Below are 20,376 nucleotides of genomic sequence, written 5' to 3'. Positions count from 1 at the left end.
TTGATGGCCTCAGCATGATAGATTTCGCCAAAGAAACGATCCCCATTAGCCTCGAAAACGAGATGCGCCAGTCCTATCTCGATTACGCCATGAGCGTGATCGTGGGCCGTGCCCTGCCCGACGCCCGCGATGGCTTGAAGCCGGTGCATCGCCGGGTGCTCTACGCCATGCACGAAATGGGCAACGACTGGAACAAGCCCTATAAAAAATCGGCGCGCGTGGTGGGCGACGTCATCGGCAAATACCATCCCCATGGCGATTCCGCCGTCTACGACACCATCGTGCGCATGGCCCAGGGTTTTTCCATGCGCTATCCCCTCATCGACGGCCAGGGCAACTTCGGTTCGGTGGATGGCGACAGCCCTGCCGCCATGCGTTACACGGAGGTGCGCATGGCGCGCATCGCCCACGAAATGCTGGCGGATATCGACAAGGAAACGGTGGATTTCGGACCCAACTACGACGAGTCGGAGATGGAGCCCCTGGTCCTCCCCAGCCGGATTCCCAATCTCCTCGTCAATGGTTCGGCGGGCATCGCCGTGGGCATGGCCACCAATATCCCCCCTCACAACCTCGGCGAGGTCATCGCCGCCTGCCTCGCCCTCATCGACGACCCGGAGACCAGCGACGCCGACCTGATCGCCCTGATACCGGGGCCGGATTTCCCCACGGCGGGCTTCATCCACGGGCGGGCCGGCATGGCCGAGGCCTATCGCAGCGGTCGCGGACGGGTGGTCATGCGCGCCCGCACCGAAGTGGAAACCGATAAAAAGACGGGCCGGCAAAGCGTCATCGTTACGGAGTTGCCCTACCAGGTCAACAAGGCGCGACTCATCGAACGCATCGCCGAACTGGTCAAGGAAAAGCGCCTGGAGGGGATCAGCGATCTGCGCGACGAGTCGGACAAGTCCGGCATGCGGATCGCCATCGAGCTCAAGCGCGACGCCATCGCCGACGTGGTGATCAACAACCTGTTTCAGCACACCACCATGCAGAGCGTCTTCAACATCAATATCGTGGCCCTCCTCGACGGCGCGCCGCGCACCCTGGGCTTGCGCGACCTCCTGCAGGCCTTCCTCCAGCATCGCCGGGAAGTGGTCACCCGGCGCAGCGTCTTCGAGCTGAAAAAGGCACGGGACCGGGCCCACATCCTGGAAGGCCTGGCGGTGGCCCTGGCCAATCTCGATACCCTCATCGCCCTGATCCGCGCCGCCGTCAACCCCGCCGAGGCCAAGGCGCAGATCCTGGCGCGTCCCTGGGAGCCGGGCCTGGTGGCGGCCCTGCTGGCCGAGCGGGGCGAGCCTTCGGCGGGCTTGCAGGCGGATGGCTACCATCTTTCGGAAGTGCAGGTGCAGGCCATCCTGGATCTGCGCCTGCATCGCCTGACCGGTCTGGAACAGGACAAGATCCGCGATGAATATCTGGAGCTGCTGAACCGGATCCGCGATCTGCTGGACATCCTGGCCTCCTATCCCCGCCTGATGACGGTGATTCGCGAAGAACTGGTGGCCATCCGCGACCAGTATGGGGATGCGCGGCGGACCGAGATCATGGAAGACAGCGCCGATCTCTCCATGGAGGACCTCATCGCCGAGGAGGAAATGGTGGTGACCTTCACCCATGCCGGTTATATCAAGGCCCAGCCGGTCACCGTCTTCAACGCCCAGAAGCGCGGCGGCAAGGGCAAGCAGGCCACGGCCACCCGGGAGGAGGATTTCGTCGAGCGCATGTTCTGCGCCTCCACCCATGCCACGCTCCTGTTCTTCTCCGATCTGGGCAAGGTCTACTGGCAGAAAGTCTATCAACTGCCCCAGGCGGGGCGGGGGGCCAAGGGCAAGCCCATCGTCAATCTGCTTTCCCTGGCGCCCAGCGAGGGAATCACCACGGTGCTGCCGGTACGGGACTTCGCCGAAGGCCAGTATGTCTGCATGGTCACCGCCCACGGCGTCGTGAAAAAGACCCCGTTGATGGAGTATTCGCGCCCGCGCAGTCAGGGCATCAATGCCATCAATCTCGATGCGGGGGACCGTCTGGTGGGGGTCTGCCTGTCCGACGGCAGTCGCGACTTCATGCTCTTCACCCGCAATGGCATGGCCGTGCGCTTTGCGGAGGAGCAAGTGCGGCCCATGGGGCGCGGGGCGCGGGGGGTACGCGGGATCTCCCTGGATGGGGATGACCGGGTGATCTCGGCGCAACTGGTGGTGGAGGGGGACCTGATCCTGGCCGCCACCGGCAATGGTTACGGCAAGTTGACGGATATGGCGGAATACCGCCTTACCCATCGCGGCGGCAAGGGCGTGATCGCCATCCAGACCAGCAACCGCAACGGCAAGGTCGTGGGTGCCCTGGCCGTGCGCCACAGCGATGAGGTGATGCTGGTTTCCGATCGCGGCACCCTGATCCGCACCCATGTGGACAACATCCGCCGCACCGGGCGCAATGCCCAGGGGGTGCGGCTCATTCAACTGGGGGCCGGCGAGCAGTTGGCCGGTCTGGCACTCATTGCCGATAGCGACGAAGAGGAGGGGGAGCAGTCCGATCTGCCCCTGTAAAAAAACCATGAACCATCCCATCTACAATTTCAGCGCCGGTCCTGCGGTCCTGCCCCATGCGGTCCTGGAAGAGGTGCAGGCCGACCTGCTCGACTGGCATGGCTCGGGCATGTCGGTGATGGAAATGAGCCATCGCGGCCCCGAGTTCATGCAGATCATGGCCGAGGCCGAACAGGATCTGCGCGACCTGCTGGGCATCCCGGGCAATTACAAGGTGCTCTTTCTGCAGGGCGGCGCCACGCTGCAGTTCGCCATGGTGCCCCTCAACCTGCTGCGCGGCAAGACCAAGGCCAGCTACGTCCAAACCGGCGTCTGGTCGAAAAAGGCCATCACCGAGGCCAGGCGTTTCTGTACGGTGGAGGTCGCCGCCAGCAACGAAGATCGCCACGGCAGCTATGTGCCGGCGCAATCGAGCTGGCAGGTGAGTCCGGACACGGCCTATGTCCATATTGCCGGCAACGAGACCATCGGCGGCGTGGAATACGACTTCGTCCCCGAGCTGGGCGACATCCCCCTGGTCAGCGATGCCTCCTCCCATATCCTTTCCAAGCCCATGGATGTGAGCCGCTTCGGGCTCATTTACGCCGGGGCCCAGAAAAATGTCGGCCCCGCCGGGCTGACCCTGGTCATCGTCCGGGAGGACCTCCTCGGCCATGCGCCGGCCCATACCCCCACCATGCTCGATTACGCCATCCAGGCCAAGGATGACTCCATGCACAACACCCCCCCCACCTTCGCCATCTATGTGGCGGGCCTGGTCTTCAAGTGGTTGAAGGCCCTGGGAGGGCTGGAAAAAATGGCCGAGATCAATGCCCGCAAGGCGCAGCGGCTCTATGACCTCATCGACTCCTCGGGCTTTTACCGCAACCCGGTGGAAGTGCGCAACCGTTCGCGCATGAATGTGCCCTTCACCCTCCCGGATCCGGCCCTGGATGAGGCCTTCCTCAAGGGCGCCAAGGCCCATGGCCTCCTGCAGTTGAAGGGCCACCGTTCCGTGGGGGGGATGCGCGCATCCATTTACAACGCCATGCCCGAGGCGGGGGTGGCGGCCCTGGCGGATTACATGGCGGCATTCGCCCGCTCCCACGGCTAGAGGGGGATCCTTATGCCAACGGTGTTGATTGCCGATCAGATGTCGGCACGGGCGGAACAGGTGTTCCGCGATCATGGCATTGCGGTGGACGTGCGCACCGGGCTGAGTCCGGCGGAACTGCTGGCCATCATTGGTCAATACGACGGCCTGGCCATCCGCTCGGCGACGAAGGTCAGCAGCGAGATCCTCGCCGGGGCGACCAATCTCAAGGTGGTGGGCCGGGCCGGGATCGGCGTGGACAACGTCGATATCGCCGCCGCCAGCAAGCGCGGCGTCATCGTCATGAACACCCCCTACGGCAACACCGTGACCACTGCCGAGCACGCCATCGCCCTGATGATGGCCGCGGCGCGCATGATCCCCCAGGCCACCATGAGCCTCAAGGCGGGGCGCTGGGAAAAATCCCGCTTCGAGGGGGTCGAGCTTTATCAAAAGACCCTCGGCATCATCGGTACCGGCAATATCGGCTCCCTGGTCATCGCCCGGGCCCAGGGCCTGCAGATGCGGGTCATCGCCTATGATCCCTACATCTCCAAGGCGCGGGCGGCGGATCTGGGGGTGGAGCCGGTGGATTTGGATACCCTCCTGGCGCGTGCCGATTTCATTACCGTCCACACCCCTCTGACCGAGGCCACGCGCCATCTCTTCCGCGCCGAAACCTTGGCGAAAATGAAGAAAGGAGCCATTCTCGTCAACGCCGCGCGCGGCTGCATTGTGGACGAAGACGCGCTCTATGCGGCCCTTCAGTCGGGCCATCTGCGCGCCGCCGCCCTGGACGTTTTTTGCAAGGAGCCGGTCAAGGGCGACAACCGTCTGCTGGAACTGGACAATTTCATCTGCACGCCGCATCTCGGGGCGTCCACGGAGGAGGCGCAGGTCAATGTCGCCATCCAGGTGGCCGAGCAGATCAGCGCCTACCTGCTCCGCGGCGTCGTCCAAAATGCCGTCAACCTCCCGGCGGTCAAGGAGGAAGACCTGCCCCTGCTGCAACCCTACCTCAACCTGGGCGAGCGTCTGGGTCTGGTGCTCGGGCAACTGGCCGACTCCGGCCTGCGGGAAGTGGTGGTGGAGTTTGCCGGCGAAGTGGCGGGGCTCAATGTCGCGCCCATCGTGACGGCCATTCTCAAGGGCATCCTGCAGGTGGTCCTTCCCGAAACCGTCAATGCCGTCAATGCCCCTTTTCTGGCCAAGGATCGCGGTATCGCCATCGAGACGCGCAAGCGCGAACTGGCCGACGAGCTGCGTTCGCGGATTGCCGTGACCCTGCGCATGGACAACGGCAGCATGACCGCCGTGGGCACCCTCGTCCACGAGCACGAGGCCCGTCTGGTGCAACTGGACGGCATTGATATCGAGATGGGTCTGAGCGGTCATCTCCTGTATCTGCTCAACCAGGATGAGCCCGGCCTCATCGGCCGGGTAGGCACCCTCCTGGGTGCCGCCGGGGTCAATATCGCCCAGTTTCATTTGGGGCGGGAGCGGCCGGGGGGGCGCGCGGTGTCCTTCATTGCCGTCGATGATGCCCTCGGCGAGGGTCTGCTGCAGCAGATTTTGGCGCTTCCCGGGGTCCTGGCGGCCCGCATGTTGCACCTGTGAAGCCGGCCGGGGATCTGGCGGCATTGCGCACCGCCATCGACGCGCTGGATTCGGAGTTGATGCGCCTGCTCAGCGAGCGGGCCGGTCTTGCCGTCGAGGTGGGCAGGATCAAGAGGGCGGCAGGGGATGCCCAGTTCTATCGCCCCGAGCGGGAAGCCGCCATTTTGCGCCGGATCATGGCCGAAAATCCCGGTCCCCTCGCCAAGGATACGGTGGCCTTCCTCTTTCGCGAGATCATTTCCGCCTGCCTGGCCCTGGAAAGTCCCCTGCGGGTGGCCTATCTCGGGCCCGCCGGGACCTTTTCGCAAATGGCGGCGCAGAAGCATTTCGGCACGGCGGTGGAACTGCAGCCGAGCGCCAACATTGCCGAGATTTTCCGGCTGGTGGATGGCGGTCTGGCCCATTTCGGCGTGGTGCCCGTGGAAAACAGCAGCGAGGGTTCCGTCAACCAGACCCTGGATCTCCTTCTGGATTATCCCTTGCGGATCTGCGGCGAAGTGCAGTTGCGGGTGGTCCACAATCTGGTCAGCAGCGGCGCGCCGCTGACGGCGCTGCAGCGGATCCACGTCCATTACCAGACCCGCGCCCAATGCCGGGAGTGGCTGGCGGACCACCTTCCCGGAGTGGAGCTGGTGGATGCCCCCAGCAACGCCGTGGCCGCCCAGCGGGCCGCCGCCGATCCCGCGTCGGGCGCCATCTCCACCCACATCGCTGCCGAGCTCCACGGCCTGCAGATCCTCGCCGCCGGCATCGAGGACAACCCCGAGAACACCACGCGCTTCCTGGTCATCGGCACCATGGAGACGCAACCCAGCGGTGCCGACAAGACCAGCCTGGTGGTGGCGGGCCCCAATCGCCCCGGCAGCCTCCATGCCCTCCTGTCGCCCCTGGCAACGGCGGGGATCAGCCTCACGCGCATCGAATCGCGGCCCGCCCGCTCGGCCATCTGGGAATACGTCTTTTATCTCGACCTGCAGGGTCATTGCCAGGACGCGCCCGTCGCGGCGGCCCTTCGGGAACTGGCGGACCGCGCCTCCTTTTACCGGTGTCTGGGCGCATACCCAAAGGCGGTGTATTGATGGGCAATCCTTATCTGGAGTGGGCCGCCCCCGGCGTGGCGGATCTCCGTCCCTACCAGCCCGGCAAGCCCCTGGCGGAACTGGAGCGGGAGCTGGGCATTCGCCATGCCATCAAGCTGGCCTCCAATGAAAATCCCCTGGGACCCAGCCCCAAGGCCCTGGCCGCCGTCGGCGCGGCGCTGCCGGGCCTCGCCCTGTATCCGGAAAGTACGGCGCCGGAACTGCGCCAGGCCCTGGCGGGACACCTGCGGGTGGACCCCGCCCAGCTCATCCTCGGCAACGGCTCCAACGAGATCCTGGAACTGGCGGCGCGGGCCTTCGCCGGCCCCGGCAGCGAGGCGATCGTCTCGCAATACGCCTTCGCCGTGTATGGCATCGTCGCCCAGGCCAGCGGCGCCCTGCTGCGGCTGGCCCCGGCACGGGATTTCGGCCACGACCTCGATGCCATGGCCGGGCTGGTCAACGAGCGCACCCGCCTGGTCTTCATCGCCAATCCCAACAACCCCACTGGCACCCATCTCGGCCGCGCCGCCCTCGAAACCTTCATCGACAGCCTGCCCGCCCATGCCCTGGTGGTCCTCGACGAGGCCTATTTCGAGCTGATGAACGCCGCCGATTACCCTGACGGGCTGCGCTGGCTGCCGCGCTTCGCCAATCTGCTGGTCACCCGGACCTTTTCCAAGGCCTACGGGCTGGCCGGCCTGCGTTGCGGGTACGGCGTGGGTCACCCGGACCTCATCGCCCTTTTGGAACGGGTGCGCGAGCCCTTCAACGTCAACACCCTGGCGCAGGTGGCCGCCCACGCCGCCCTCTCCGACAGCGCCCATCTGCAGGCGACGCTGGCCAACAACCGCGCGGGTCTGGAGCAGATCCAGCGCGGCCTGCTGCGTCTGGGTTTGACAACGCTGCCCGCAGCAGGCAACTTTATCGCCTTTGCCGTTCCCGGAGGGGCCGCGCCCATTTATGACGCCCTGTTGCGGCACGGTGTGATCGTGCGCCCCCTGCAACCCTACGGAATGCCGGAACACCTGCGGGTGAGTGTCGGCCTTCCCGAAGAGAATCAACGCTTTTTAACCGTATTGGCCGAGGTCCTGGAAAAATCATGATCGTCATCATCAAACCCCAAGCCACTTCCGAGCAATTGGAGCACGTGCTGGATCGCATTCGTCAACTGGGTCTGCAACCCATGGTCAGCACGGGCTCCGAGCGCACCGTGGTGGGCGTGCTGGGTGACGAGCGGCTCCTCGCCGAGGGCGCCCTCGAATCCCTGCCCGCCGTGGAGCAGGTCATGCCCATCCTCAAACCCTACAAGCTCGTCAGCCGCGAATTCAAGGCCACGGACACCGTCGTCCAGGTGCGGGGGATCCCCTTCGGCGGCCGGCAGATTCAGGTCATCGCCGGCCCCTGCTCGGTGGAAACGCCGGAGCAGATGCGGGCCGCCGCGGCCGGGGTGAAGGAGGCCGGATGCCGCCTGATGCGCGGCGGCGCCTTCAAGCCGCGCACCAGTCCCTACACCTTCCAGGGGGTCGGCGATGAGGGTCTGGACTATTTTCGCGACGCCGCCGATGCCTACGATCTGCCCATCGTCACCGAGCTCATGGACGTGCGCAAGATCGATCTCTTTCTGGAAAAGGGCGTCGACATCATCCAGATCGGCACCCGCAACATGCAGAACTTCGACCTCCTCAAGGAAGTCGGCCGTCTCGATGTCCCGGTCATCCTCAAGCGGGGCATGAGCGCCACCATCAAGGAATGGCTCATGGCCGCCGAATACATCGCGGCCCACGGCAACCACCGGATCATCTTTGCCGAGCGCGGGATCCGCACCTTCGAGACGGCCTACCGCAACGTCCTGGATGTCACCGCCATTCCGGTCATGAAACGCGAGACCCACCTGCCCATCATCGTCGATCCCAGCCACGCCGGCGGCAAGGCCTGGCTGGTCCCCCATCTGGCCCGCGCCGCCATCGCGGCCGGGGCCGACGGCCTGCTGGTGGAGACCCATCCCTGCCCCGAAGAGGCCTGGTGCGATGCCGACCAGGCCTTGAGCCCGGCGCAACTGGGTACCCTCATGGGTGATTTGCGCAAGGTCGCCGAGGCCATCGGCCGCGAGCTCTAAGCCCATGTCCGAGGCCCTGCCCGCCGTCCTTGCCTCCCCCGCAGCCCGGATCGTCATCATTGGTCCGGGCCTCATGGGGGGATCCGTGGCCAAGGCCCTGCGCACGGTCGGGGGTTTTGCGGGGCGCATCCACGTAGTGAACCAGTCCGCTGGCGAAGGTGGGGCAGTCCGGAAGGCGACCTATACGGAAAAACGTCCCGGTCAGAAATCGCGAAGATCCAAATTGGTGGATGCGTGCTTCTCCCGGTTGGGCCCCGCCGTGGACGGCGCCGACCTCGTCCTCGTGGCCACGCCGCCCCAGACGATCCCGGCAATCTTCCGAGCGCTGGGCAAGGACTTGCCGCCCCGGACCATGGTCACCGAAATCGCCAGCGTCAAGGGGGAGATCGCCGCCCTGGGCAAGGCGTTGTTCGGCCACCGCTACGTGGGCTCCCACCCCCTCGTGGGCTCGGAGCAACAGGGCTTTCAGGCGGCCAAGGCCACCTTGTTCCGCGGCGCGCGCTGCGTCCTGACCCCACTGGACAAAGGGGATGATCAGACACTCGCCGTCCTGCGCCGGTTCTGGTCGGCTCTGGGTTGCGAAGTCCTGGAGATGTCGCCGCAAGAACATGATGCCCGCCTCGCCAAGACTAGCCATCTGCCCCACCTGCTGGCCTATGCCTACATGGCCTTCCTGGGGAAATCGGATCCGGCCGCGCTACAATCCCTGGGTGGCGGCGGCCTGCGCGACTTCAGCCGGATTGCCGCATCGGATCCTGCCCTTTGGCGGGAGATCCTCCAGGAAAACCGTCATCATCTGCACGCCGACCTGAGCCGTTTCCGCGCCGTTCTGGAGGACCTGGACCATGCCCTGATGGATGAGGATCCGTCCATCCTGCAGGGCATTCTGGTCCAGGGGCAGGCGGCGCGGGCGCAGTTTCAATTCCCCCCGCTACCCAAAAGCTAAGCATGCCGAACTCCGTTTATCATATTGCTCCAGGCGGCCGGCTCTCCGGTCGCCTGCGCGTGCCCGGCGACAAATCCATCTCCCATCGCGCCGTCATTCTCGGCGCCCTGGCCGAAGGGGTCACCGAGGTCGAGGGCCTTCTGGAAGGGGCCGACGTGCTGGCCACCGTCGCCGCCTTCCGCGCCATGGGTGTGACCATGGAAGGGCCTCAGGGAGGCCGCCTGCGCATTCATGGGGTAGGCCTGCATGGACTCCGGCAACCCCCGGCCCCTCTCGATTGCGGCAATTCCGGGACCGCCATGCGCCTGCTGGCCGGCGTTCTCGCGGGTCAATCCTTCGCCAGCACCCTCGTGGGCGATGCCAGCCTGCAGCAGCGCCCCATGGGCCGCATCCTCACCCCCCTGACCGCCATGGGCGCGCAAATCAGCGCCGCGGACGGCCGTGCGCCCTTGCACATCAACGGTGCGCGCCTGCGGGGGATTCACTACGCCATGCCCATGGCCAGCGCCCAGGTCAAGTCCGCCATCCTGCTGGCCGGCCTCTATGCCGAAGGGGAAAGCTGCGTGACGGAGCCCGCCCCCACCCGCGACCACAGCGAGCGGATGCTGGCCGGTTTCGGCTACGCGCTCCGCCGCCACGGGCCTCAGGCCTGTCTGCGCGGCGGCGGCCGCCTGCGGGGTCAGAACCTGGTGGTGCCTGCCGACATCTCCTCGGCAGCATTTTTCCTCCTCGGGGCGAGCATCGCGCCTGGTTCCGACCTCTGCCTGGAAGGCGTCGGCATCAACCCCACCCGCACCGGGGTCATCGAGATCCTCACGCGGATGGGCGCCCGCATCGATCTTGGCAACCTGCGCGAGGTAGGCGGCGAGCCCGTCGCCGACATCCGGGTGCGCTCCGCCCCCTTGCAGGGGATCCGCATTCCCCGCCACCTGGTACCGCTGGCCATTGACGAATTTCCGGCCATCTTTATCGCCGCCGCCTGCGCCGCGGGGGAAACCGTCATCGACGGCGCCGCAGAGTTGCGGGTCAAGGAAAGCGATCGCCTCGCGGTCATGGCGGCGGGGCTCAAGGCCCTGGGCGTGGAGGTCGCCGAGTATCCCGCAGGCGCCCGCATTCGCGGCGGCCCCCTGGGGGGAGGCAGCATCGCCAGCCACGGCGATCACCGCGTCGCCATGGCCTTTGCCATGGCCGGCCTGGCGGCCAGCCAGCCCATCCGCATCGAGGACTGCGCCAACGTCGCCACCTCCTTTCCCGATTTTCCCCGTCTGGCCCGGGAAGCAGGGCTCGCCTTGGAGGTGCTGGAGGCATGAGGGCCGCCATTCCCGTCATTACCCTGGATGGTCCGGGAGGCGTCGGCAAGGGCACCCTGGGCCGCTTGCTCGCCCAGTCCCTGGGCTGGCACCTCCTGGATAGCGGGGCCATCTACCGGGCCCTCGCCTACGCGGCCCGGGCGCAAGGGGTAGCGGACCAGGATGTCCCTGCCCTGGCGGACATGGCGCGGACATTGCCGCTGCATTTCCAGGACGACGCCGGACAGACCCGCGTCCTCCTCGCCGGAGAGCCCATTGACGAGGCCATCCGCCAGCCGGAAATCGGTGAAATGGCCTCCCGCCTGGCGGTGCATCCCGCCGTGCGGGCCGCCCTTCTGGAGCGCCAGCGGGCCTTTCGCGCCGCGCCGGGCCTCGTTGCCGACGGCCGGGACATGGGCACCGTGGTGTTCCCCGACGCGCCCCTCAAGGTCTTTCTCACCGCCAGTGTGGAGGAACGCGCGAAAAGGCGGCTTAAGCAGTTGAATGAACAGGGCGTAAATGCTAGTCTCAGCGCCGTAAAGACGGAGATAGCCGCTCGTGATGAACGCGATCGGCAGCGCAGCGTCGCCCCCTTGCAGCCGGCGGCGGACGCGCGTGTCCTTGATACCAGTGGACAATCTGTTTCCGAGACCCTTAGCGTCCTCAACGGGTGGATCAAAGCCACCTTCGAGGAAAATTGAAGTCGCCAATTTTGGCATCACCAACCCAGACGATGGGCGCCCAGCGTGGCGATCCCAGGTAAACGAGGCCTATTGAATTTTATGACCACCCTTAGCGCGGACACCCAGATCGAACCCAGTTTTGCCGAACTTTTTGAACAAAGCCAGAGCACCCAGGGGCTCAAGCCCGGAGAACTCCTGACCGGTCTGGTGACCCGCGTCGATGACGATTTCGTCATGGTCGACGTCGGCCTCAAGTCCGAAGGACCCATCCCGTCGGAACAGTTCCGCAATGCCGAAGGCGAAATCGAGGTCAAGGTCGGTGACCAGGTGGAGGTCTGTCTGGAGCTCGTGGAAGACGGCATGGGCGAAACGCGCCTGTCCCGGGAAAAGGCCCGCCGCGCCAAGACCTGGGTGGATCTGGAAAAGGCCTTCAACGACAACGCGGTGGTCCATGGTTTCCTCACCGGCAAGGTCAAGGGCGGCTTCACCGCCAGCATTGACGGCGTGCGCGCCTTCCTCCCCGGTTCCCTGGTGGATGTGCGGCCCGTGCGGGACGTGGCCTATCTCGAAGGCAAGGACCTCGAATTCAAGATCATCAAGCTGGACCGCAAGCGCAACAACGTGGTGGTTTCCCGCCGCGCCGTCGTCGAGCAGGAGCAGAGCGCCGAGCGCGGGGCCTTGCTGGAAAGCATTCAGGAGGGCGCCATTCTCCAGGGCGCCGTCAAGAACCTCACCGACTACGGCGCCTTCATCGATCTGGGCGGCATCGACGGCCTGCTCCATATCACCGACATGGGCTGGCGCCGGGTCAAGCACCCCAGCGAAGTGGTCACCGTCGGCGAGGAAGTCCGCGTCATCGTCCTCAAGTTCGACCGCGAGCGCGGCCGCATCTCCCTGGGCATGAAGCAACTGGGCGAAGATCCGTGGCGCGACATCGCCCGGCGCTACCCCGAGGGCTCGCGGATTTTCGGCAAGGTCACCAATGTCACCGATTATGGCGCCTTCGTCGAAGTGGAGGAGGGCGTGGAAGGCCTCGTCCATGTCTCGGAAATCGACTGGACCAACAAGAACGTCAATCCCGCCAAGGCCCTGCATGTCGGCCAGGAGCTGGAAGTGATGATCCTGGATATCGACGAAGAGCGGCGCCGCATCTCCCTGGGCATCAAGCAATGCCAGCCCAATCCCTGGGACGAGTTCGCCCAGAACTTCCAGAAGGGCGACCGGGTTTCCGGGCAGATCAAGAGCATCACCGACTTTGGCGTCTTCGTCGGCCTGGATGGCGGCATCGACGGCCTCATCCACCTCTCCGACCTGGCCTGGGATCGTCCCGGTGAAGAAGCCGTGCGCGATTTCAAGAAGGGCGACACCGTGGAGGCCGTGGTCCTGAGCATCGATCCCGAACGGGAACGCATCAGCCTGGGCATCAAGCAGATGGAGACCGATCCCTTCATTCAGTTCGTCATGGCCAATGAGAAGGGCAGTCTGGTGGAAGGCGAAGTGCTGAGCGTGGATGGCCGCGGCGCGGAAATCCGTCTGGTCGAGGGTGTCGAGGGCTTCCTGCCCCAGCGCGAGATCGGCCGTGGGCAAAGCCTGCGGGTGGGCGACAAGGTGGAAGTCGGGATTGCCGTGGTGGACCGCAAAAACCGCACCCTGACCCTGACCACCAAGGCACGCGAGAGCCATGAAGAGCAGGAAAGCATGGTTCAGCAGTATGCCCGCAGCGCGGCAACCGGCACCACCAGCCTGGGTGACCTCATCAAGGAACAGCTCAAGCGCAAGCAGGAAGAAGAGGGCTGATTGCTTCGCGGCATGGCCATCCTGTCCAGGCAGGGCGCTGACGACATAGGGGTAGAGCATGGCATCGGAAGGTAAAGGTTCACGGGTTTTCCTGCTGGCGGTGCTCTTCTTCCTGTTGTTGGCCGGCGCCGTGGGGGCCATACATAGCTTGCCCGGCTATTCTTCCCTGGGTAACGGGCAGGCCTTCATTGCAGAAGTCCGCATCGATGGCCCGATTTTCGACGCGAAAAAGACCATGGAGGCCCTGCGTCGCGTCGCAGAAAATCCCCAGGCCAAGGGCTTGTTGCTGGTCATCAATTCTCCCGGCGGGGCGGTGGTCCCTTCCTGGGAGATACACGACCTCGTTGCGCGCATTGCCAGGAAGAAGCCGGTTGCGGTATCCATGCAGTCCCTGGCCGCATCCGGAGGGTATCTGATTGCCTGCGCGGGCTCGCGGATTTTTGCCTATGGCGCCACGGCTACGGGGTCCATCGGGGTCATTCTGCAAACTTTCAGTTTATCGGGCTTGATGGACAAGATCGGGATTCAGGGCAATGCCATCGTTTCCGGGCCGCTGAAAGATGCCGGTTCGCCCTTCAGCAGCATGTCGGCAGCCGACAGGAAGTATCTCCAGGGGATCGTCATGAATATCCGCGACCAGTTCGTCCAGCTTGTGGCCGATGATCGCCATATTCCTCCGGCAAAGGTCGACGCGCTGGCCACCGGCCAGGTCTACACGGGCCTGGAGGCGCAAAAGCTGGGGCTGGTGGATGCCATCGGTGGTGAGCATGCGGCAACGAAGTGGTTGCTGGCGCAACTGAAGTTGCCCAAGGACACGCCGGTCCGGGCGGTGCATGGCGAGAATACCTGGAGTGGCTGGTTTTCCGCTGCCGCCGGTTCGGCAATCGCCGATCTGCTGGCGCAATCCACCGCCCGCTTTTATCTGTTCTGATCGCGATAAAACCCCTTTACAAAGACAAGAGTCATGACTAAATCCGAATTAATCAAAAATATCTGTTTAGAATATCCGCAATTGAGTAGCCGCGATGTGGAAATGGCCACGCGTTTGATTCTGGAATACCTCAGTGACGCCCTCGCCGATGATGAACGTATCGAGATTCGGGGCTTTGGCAGTTTTTCCATGCACGTTCGTCCGGCCAAACTGGGGCGCAACCCCAAGACGGGGGAACCGGTCATGGTTCCGGAGAAGCGGGTACCGCATTTCAAGGCGGGCAAGGAACTGCGCGAACAGGTGGATTGGGCTGGCGACGGCTTGCAGGGCGCCACGGGATCCTAGGCGCAGGCCATCGACGTGGAGATCACCACCGCGCTGATCCTGGTCTTCGCCGTTGGCCTGGGCTTCGTGCTGGGGCGCGTCTTTCCCGGGACGAAGGAGGCGCCCGTTGCCAACCCCGAAGCGATCTCCCATATTTATATCCAGGGCCTCAACTATCTCCTCAATGAGCGCAATGACGAAGCCATCGAAATTTTCCTCGATGCCCTTCAGCAACACCCGGAGACCGTGGATATCCTTCTGGCGCTCGGCCGCTTGTTCCGGCGCCGCGGGGAGTTGGAGCGTGCCTTGCGCGTGCATCAATACCTGTTTGAGCAGAAGGCCTTATCCCCATCCGTCCGGGAGAGCATTCTTTTCGAGATTGCCCAGGATTATCTGAAGGCCGGCATCCTGGACCGGGCCGAGTCCATGCTGCGCGAGCTGCTTGCAGCTCGGCCCCAGCATCTGGAGGGCCTCGCGGCGCTGGCCGAACTCTACGAGCTGGAAGGGGACTGGGAGCAGGCCATCGGGGTGCGTGAGCGTTTGCATGCCGCCGGTCAGCTTGAGCAGAAAGCCATTATCGCCATGCTGTATTGCGAACTGGCGGAGCAGGCGCTGGCCCAGGCCAAGCTGGAGCGGGCCAGCGACTATCTCGCCGCCGCCCGCAAAGAGGATCGGTCGAGTCCCCGGGCGGTGGTGGTGGCGGGTGCCATCGCCTATCGCCAGCAACGCTGGCTCGCGGCGGCGCAAACCTGGGCAACCCTCCTGGAAGGAGAGGCGAAAGTCATCATTTTGGTCGTTCTGGATTTGCTGCTGGCGGCCTTGCGCCAATGCGGCGATGTGCCGGAAGCCCGGCGGATCAGCGCCAGGCTAAAGCAGCTCTGCCGCTCGCCCCTGGGCGTCGACCGCCTCGCCAACGCCCTCCTGCATGGCGAGGGCAAGCAGGCTGCCGCAGCCTTCCTGCTGTCGGTCATCCAGCTTGCGCCGGAGCTGTCGGCCATCCAGACCTTGCTCAAGATGGATGGGGAGGATCCGGCGCCCCTGCTTTACCCGGCGCTGGTCCAGGCCGTGCGGGCATTGCCCGTGAACCCGCCGCTGTTCAATTGTCAGGTCTGTGGTTACCAGAGCCCCCAGCATTACTGGCGTTGCCCCAGTTGCCGGCGCTGGGGCACCTTTGCCGGGGCAGGATCCCTATGACGGCGCGGATCATCGTGGCCTTGGACTATGCCGATGCGGCCCAGGCCATCCATCTGGCGCAACGCCTCGACCCCACCCGCTGCCGGCTCAAGGTGGGCAAGGAGCTCTTTACGGCCTGTGGTCCGGTCGTGGTCGAGCGGCTGCAGGCCATGGGTTTTGCGGTGTTTCTGGATCTCAAGTTCCATGACATCCCGCAAACCGTCGCCCGGGCGAGCCGCGCCGCGGCGCGCCTGGGGGTGTGGATGATGAACCTGCACGCCAGCGGGGGGAGCCGCATGATGGCGGCCGCCCGGGAAGCCATCGATCAGGAATCCCATCATCCCCTCTTGATTGCCGTGACCGTGCTCACTAGCATGGATGGGGAGGGTTTGCGGGAAATCGGCGTCTTCGCCAGCCCCCTGAGTCAGGTACACAGGCTCGCCAACCTTGCCGCCCACGCCGGCATGGATGGCGTGGTCTGTTCGGCGCAGGAGGCAACCCTGCTGCGCCAAGCCCATCCGCGGCTGCTCTTGGTGACGCCGGGGATCCGGCCGGCCCAGAGCGCCGCAGACGACCAGCGGCGCATATTGACCCCGGCGCAGGCCCTGCGGGCCGGCGCGGATCACCTCGTCGTCGGGCGCCCCATCACGGCTGCGGCCGATCCGGCGAAGGCGCTGGCGGACATCCTGGCGGAGATGGACGGGGCATCGGCCGGTGGCGGCTAAACAAACGGCCGCCCGCCGGGGGCGGGAAAGGGCATGAATTTTCGGCTTGGCTATTCTAGGATAGAGGAAATGCAGTGGCGCCAGAACAGGTGATCGAGTTATATCGGCAGGACGCCGCCTTGCTGGAAGGGCATTTTCTGCTCTCCTCCGGTCGGCATAGCGATACCTATCTGCAATCGGCAAGGGTCTTGCAGCATCCGGAGCATGCCGCCGTCCTTTGCGCGGCCATGGCGCAGGCCCTGCCGGAGCCGCTGCGCAGGCAGGTGGAAGTCGTTGCGGGTCCGGCCGTCGGTGCCATCCTCGTCTCCTACGAGACGGCCCGCGCCCTGGGGGTGCGGAGCCTGTTCACGGAGCGGGAAGGCGGGCGCATGCGCCTGCGGCGCGGCTTTGCCATCGCCCCGGGAGAAGGCGTGCTGGTGGTGGAAGATGTCATTACCACCGGCGGTTCAACCCGCGAATGCATCGCCGCTGTCCGGGAGGCGGGCGGCGAAGTGCTGGCGGTGGCATCCATCATCGACCGCAGCGGCGGCATCGGCGATTTCGACGGGGTGCCTTTTTTCCCCCTGCTGCGTTTGCCGGTGCAAAGCTGGGAAGCCGCCGATTGCCCCCAGTGCGCGGCGGGCGGCACGCCCGTCAAGCCCGGCAGCAGGGGGTTGCAATAGGATGCCTGGCCAAGGGCAGCGCCGGGCGCTCGAACCGCTGTCTCATCCGGAACCTTGAGGGCGATGCGCCTTCTGTTTATGATTGAAATATAGGCTTAGACAAAATGCAAAAAAAGGACGAATTCATGCAAATCTCCATCACGGCGGAGACCCCGTTGGAAAAGCGGATTACCGTAACCGTACCCGCCGGCAGTGTTGAGGAGGAAGTCACCCAGCGTTTGCGCCAGAAGGCCCGCTCGGCGCGCCTGCCCGGGTTCCGCCCCGGTCGCGTTCCCATGGCCGTGGTGGAACGCCAGTTCGGCGCCGACGTCCTCATGGAGGCCTTTGATCATCTGATCAACGAAACCTATTTCCACGCCCTTCAGGAACAGAGCCTGCGCCCCGTGGGGCGGCCGGAAATCCAGGTGGATTCGGGTGGGCGCGGACAGGATTTGATCTACACCGCCACCATCGAAGTCTATCCCGATTTTGCGCCGCAGGTGCCGGCGGGTGTCGTGACCCGGCAAAGCGCCGAAGTCGCCGAAAGCGATGTGGATGCCACCATCGAGATCATGCGTCAACAGCGCCGTCATTTTGTTTCCGTGGATCGGGCCGCACAGGAAGGCGACCGGGTCCTGCTGGATTTTTCCGGCAGCATGGAAGGGGAGCCGTTGCCGGGGGGGAGCGCCCAGGATTACCCGGCCATCCTGGGTGGCGGCCGTCTGCTGGCGGAACTGGAGGGAGCCCTCACGGGTTTGCGCGCCGGTACGGAAAAGGACGTGGAAATCACCTTCCCGGAGGATTACCATCAACAGGAACTCGCCGGTAAAACGGCGCAATTCCATTTGTTGATCAAGGACGTCGCGGAGCCGCAACTTCCCGAAATAGACGCCGCCTTCGCCTTGTCATTGGGTATCGAAGATGGTGAAGTGGAAACCCTGCGCCGGGAGGTGCGGGAAAACCTGGAGCGCGAGGCCCGGCGCATCAGCGCGATGCGTCTAAAAACGCAGGTCCTTGAATTGCTGATACAAGGCAACACGCCCGAGCTTCCCAGGCGCTTGATCGCGCAAGAAATGGAGCGATTGCAGAAGGAAGCGAACGACGCCGGCACCCAGCTCCCCGACAATGTCGAGGAGTTGGCCCGCCGCCGGGTGACCCTGGGTCTGGTCATGTCCGAGATTGCGCGGCGCGAGCAGTTGCGGGCCGAACGCCAGGAAGTGGCCAAGGTCATCGAGGAAATCGCCGAACAATATGAAGATCCGGAAGAGGTGATGACCTGGTACCGGCGCAACCCCGAGCAACTCGGCGAGGCGGAGGCCATGGCGCTGGAGGCCAAGGTGGTGGCATGGGTGCTGGAGCGTGTTACAGTGACCGACGAGCCCGTGAGTTTCAATCAGTTGATCGGTCGCGAACCGGTGGGCGCCGTAAACGCATAGTGCTGATGATGCAGTATGCCAATTGCTAGAGAGGAGTGCGACAGCATGGGTTATGGGGAAGAAGGCAGGTCATTGCCGGGAATAAACGCATTGGGTTATGTCCCCATGGTCATCGAACAGACGGGGCGCGGGGAGCGGGCCTTCGACATCTACTCGCGCCTGCTGAAGGAGCGCGTCATCTTCCTGGTGGGCCAGGTCGAGGATTTCATGGCCAATCTGGTGGTGGCCCAGTTGCTTTTCCTGGAAGCCGAGAACCCCGACAAGGACATTGCCCTCTATATCAATAGCCCCGGCGGATCGGTCACCGCCGGGATGGCGATCTATGACACCATGCAGTTTATCCGGCCCAATGTCAGTACCGTATGCATCGGTCAGGCGGCGAGCATGGGGGCGGTGTTGCTGGCCGCCGGGGCGGCGGGCAAGCGTTATTCCCTGCCCAATGCCCGGATCATGCTGCATCAGCCATCGGGCGGTTTCCAGGGGCAGGCCATGGATATCGAAATCCATGCCAAGGAAATACTGCGCATCCGCCAGCGGCTCAACGAGATCCTGGTCGAACACACCGGGCAATCCCAGGAGCGGATCGAGCAGGATCTGGACCGGGACTTTTTCATGTCGGCCGATGAGGCCAAAACCTACCATCTCGTGGATGCCGTGATCAGTCATCGCGGCGATAACGAGATCGCCTGAACGAGGCAGGAGAAATACTATGGCTGGAAAACACGACGGAACCGGCGAAAAGACGCTCTATTGTTCGTTTTGTGGGAAAAGCCAGCACGAAGTACGCAAACTGATTGCCGGCCCTTCCGTGTTCATTTGCGATGAATGTGTGGAGCTATGCAACGACATCGTGAAAGACGAAATCCTGGATGACGCCCAGGCCGAGGGGCGCAGCAAGCTGCCCAAGCCCCGGGAGATCCGCAAGACCCTGGATGATTACGTGATCGGCCAGGAGGGGGCCAAGAAGGTCCTCTCGGTGGCGGTCTATAATCATTACAAGCGTCTTGAGCACGGTAGCAAGGAAAAAGAGGTCGAGCTGGATAAAAGCAACATCCTGCTGATCGGGCCGACGGGATCCGGTAAGACGTTGCTGGCGCAAACGCTGGCGCGCTTGCTGAATGTGCCCTTCGCCATTGCCGATGCGACGACGCTGACCGAAGCCGGCTATGTCGGGGAGGATGTCGAGAACATCATTCAGAAGCTTCTGCAGAAATGCGACTATGACGTGGAAAAGGCGCAGACGGGCATCGTTTACATCGACGAAATAGACAAGATTTCGCGGAAGTCCGAGAATCCCTCCATCACTCGGGATGTTTCCGGCGAAGGGGTGCAGCAGGCCCTCCTGAAGCTCATCGAGGGCACGGTGGCTTCGGTGCCGCCCCAGGGCGGGCGCAAACATCCCCAGCAGGAGTTTCTGCAAGTGGATACCCGGCACATCCTGTTTATTTGCGGCGGGGCCTTCAGCGGACTGGAAAAGTCCGTCATGCGGCGTATCGAAAAGGGCGGCATGGGTTTCAATGCCGAGGTGAAGAGCCGCAGCAAGCCCGAAAGCCTGGGCACGCTCCTCCGTGACCTGGAGCCGGAGGACCTGGTGCGCTATGGGCTCATTCCGGAGTTTGTCGGCCGGCTTCCCGTGGTGGCGGTTCTGGATGAACTCGACGAGGAGGCCATGGTTTCCATCCTGACGGAACCGAAAAACGCCCTCATCAAGCAATATCAGAAACTTTTCCTTCTTGAAGGCGTGGACCTGGAGTTTCGGCCCGAAGCCTTGCGGGCCATCGCCAAAAAGGCATTGGTGCGGAAAACCGGGGCGCGGGGTTTGCGCTCCATTCTGGAGCAGATCCTGCTGGATACCATGTATGAATTGCCGTCCATGAACGGGGTGAAGAAGGTGGTCGTCGATGCGACTGTCATCGATGGAGCGGGTAAGCCATTGTTGGTTTACGATGATGGTGCGGCCAAAGTGGATATCTCCCATCCGGCCTGACTCTG

18 protein-coding genes are annotated in these 20,376 nt (G+C 64.1%); all 18 read left to right on the top strand.

Annotated features, from left to right (window positions below; all coding sequences use genetic code 11):
- Window positions 1-14 precede the first annotated feature (14 nt).
- The 18 genes from gyrA (at window position 15) to clpX (ending at window position 20,371) form a co-directional block, all read left to right on the top strand.
- On the top strand, window positions 15-2,552 hold the full coding sequence (gene gyrA, locus ACP5MM_RS05575; RefSeq protein ID WP_427934239.1) for a DNA gyrase subunit A: 2,538 nt from the start codon (window positions 15-17) through the stop codon (window positions 2,550-2,552).
- A 7-nt stretch (window positions 2,553-2,559) separates the two neighbouring features.
- Complete coding sequence (gene serC / locus ACP5MM_RS05570; protein WP_427931614.1) at window positions 2,560-3,645, top strand: 3-phosphoserine/phosphohydroxythreonine transaminase; 1,086 nt, start codon at window positions 2,560-2,562, stop codon at window positions 3,643-3,645.
- Window positions 3,646-3,657: 12 nt separating this feature from the next.
- Window positions 3,658-5,241, top strand: a complete 1,584-nt coding sequence (gene serA / locus ACP5MM_RS05565) for a phosphoglycerate dehydrogenase (protein WP_427931615.1) — start codon at window positions 3,658-3,660, stop codon at window positions 5,239-5,241.
- Window positions 5,238-6,320 carry a prephenate dehydratase gene (pheA, locus tag ACP5MM_RS05560; RefSeq protein ID WP_427931616.1) on the top strand — a complete coding sequence of 361 codons (1,083 nt, stop codon included), beginning with the start codon at window positions 5,238-5,240 and terminating at the stop codon, window positions 6,318-6,320. Before serA ends, pheA begins: the two co-directional genes overlap by 4 nt.
- Complete coding sequence (gene hisC / locus ACP5MM_RS05555) at window positions 6,320-7,426, top strand: histidinol-phosphate transaminase (protein ID WP_427931618.1); 1,107 nt, start codon at window positions 6,320-6,322, stop codon at window positions 7,424-7,426. Before pheA ends, hisC begins: the two co-directional genes overlap by 1 nt.
- Entirely contained in the window at window positions 7,423-8,439 is a 1,017-nt protein-coding gene (aroF, locus tag ACP5MM_RS05550) for a 3-deoxy-7-phosphoheptulonate synthase (protein ID WP_427931619.1), read from the top strand. The genes hisC and aroF overlap by 4 nt, the downstream gene beginning before the upstream one ends.
- 4 nt (window positions 8,440-8,443) lie before the next feature.
- A complete protein-coding gene (locus ACP5MM_RS05545; protein ID WP_427934238.1) occupies window positions 8,444-9,385 on the top strand; it encodes a prephenate dehydrogenase in 942 nt (313 codons plus the stop codon).
- Between the two features lie 2 nt (window positions 9,386-9,387).
- Entirely contained in the window at window positions 9,388-10,695 is a 1,308-nt protein-coding gene (gene aroA / locus ACP5MM_RS05540; RefSeq protein ID WP_427931623.1) for a 3-phosphoshikimate 1-carboxyvinyltransferase, read from the top strand.
- Window positions 10,692-11,375 carry a (d)CMP kinase gene (cmk, locus tag ACP5MM_RS05535; RefSeq protein ID WP_427931625.1) on the top strand — a complete coding sequence of 228 codons (684 nt, stop codon included), beginning with the start codon at window positions 10,692-10,694 and terminating at the stop codon, window positions 11,373-11,375. Before aroA ends, cmk begins: the two co-directional genes overlap by 4 nt.
- Before the next feature lie 81 nt (window positions 11,376-11,456).
- The gene (gene rpsA, locus ACP5MM_RS05530) at window positions 11,457-13,154 is read left to right on the top strand and encodes a 30S ribosomal protein S1 (protein ID WP_427931627.1); all 1,698 of its coding nucleotides are present in this window, start codon (window positions 11,457-11,459) and stop codon (window positions 13,152-13,154) included.
- Between the two features lie 58 nt (window positions 13,155-13,212).
- Window positions 13,213-14,085, top strand: a complete 873-nt coding sequence (sppA, locus tag ACP5MM_RS05525) for a signal peptide peptidase SppA (protein ID WP_427931629.1) — start codon at window positions 13,213-13,215, stop codon at window positions 14,083-14,085.
- 33 nt (window positions 14,086-14,118) lie between these two features.
- Window positions 14,119-14,430: an integration host factor subunit beta gene (locus tag ACP5MM_RS05520; RefSeq protein WP_427931630.1), complete on the top strand. Its 312-nt coding sequence runs from the start codon at window positions 14,119-14,121 to the stop codon at window positions 14,428-14,430.
- A 15-nt stretch (window positions 14,431-14,445) separates the two neighbouring features.
- Window positions 14,446-15,603: a tetratricopeptide repeat protein gene (locus tag ACP5MM_RS05515; RefSeq protein ID WP_427931632.1), complete on the top strand. Its 1,158-nt coding sequence runs from the start codon at window positions 14,446-14,448 to the stop codon at window positions 15,601-15,603.
- Window positions 15,600-16,307, top strand: a complete 708-nt coding sequence (gene pyrF / locus ACP5MM_RS05510; RefSeq protein WP_427934237.1) for an orotidine-5'-phosphate decarboxylase — start codon at window positions 15,600-15,602, stop codon at window positions 16,305-16,307. Before ACP5MM_RS05515 ends, pyrF begins: the two co-directional genes overlap by 4 nt.
- Before the next feature lie 74 nt (window positions 16,308-16,381).
- Window positions 16,382-16,969, top strand: a complete 588-nt coding sequence (pyrE, locus tag ACP5MM_RS05505; RefSeq protein WP_427931635.1) for an orotate phosphoribosyltransferase — start codon at window positions 16,382-16,384, stop codon at window positions 16,967-16,969.
- A gap of 125 nt (window positions 16,970-17,094) precedes the next feature.
- Window positions 17,095-18,384: a trigger factor gene (tig, locus tag ACP5MM_RS05500; protein WP_427931637.1), complete on the top strand. Its 1,290-nt coding sequence runs from the start codon at window positions 17,095-17,097 to the stop codon at window positions 18,382-18,384.
- 45 nt (window positions 18,385-18,429) lie between these two features.
- Window positions 18,430-19,074 carry an ATP-dependent Clp endopeptidase proteolytic subunit ClpP gene (gene clpP / locus ACP5MM_RS05495; protein WP_427934236.1) on the top strand — a complete coding sequence of 215 codons (645 nt, stop codon included), beginning with the start codon at window positions 18,430-18,432 and terminating at the stop codon, window positions 19,072-19,074.
- A 19-nt stretch (window positions 19,075-19,093) separates the two neighbouring features.
- Window positions 19,094-20,371, top strand: a complete 1,278-nt coding sequence (clpX, locus tag ACP5MM_RS05490; RefSeq protein ID WP_427931641.1) for an ATP-dependent Clp protease ATP-binding subunit ClpX — start codon at window positions 19,094-19,096, stop codon at window positions 20,369-20,371.
- Window positions 20,372-20,376 lie beyond the last annotated feature (5 nt).

Source organism: Acidithiobacillus sp., assembly GCF_049965315.1.
GTDB lineage: Bacteria > Pseudomonadota > Gammaproteobacteria > Acidithiobacillales > Acidithiobacillaceae > Acidithiobacillus_B.
Note: the sequence above shows the minus strand (reverse complement) of the source record. Positions and strands in the feature narration are given on the sequence as shown.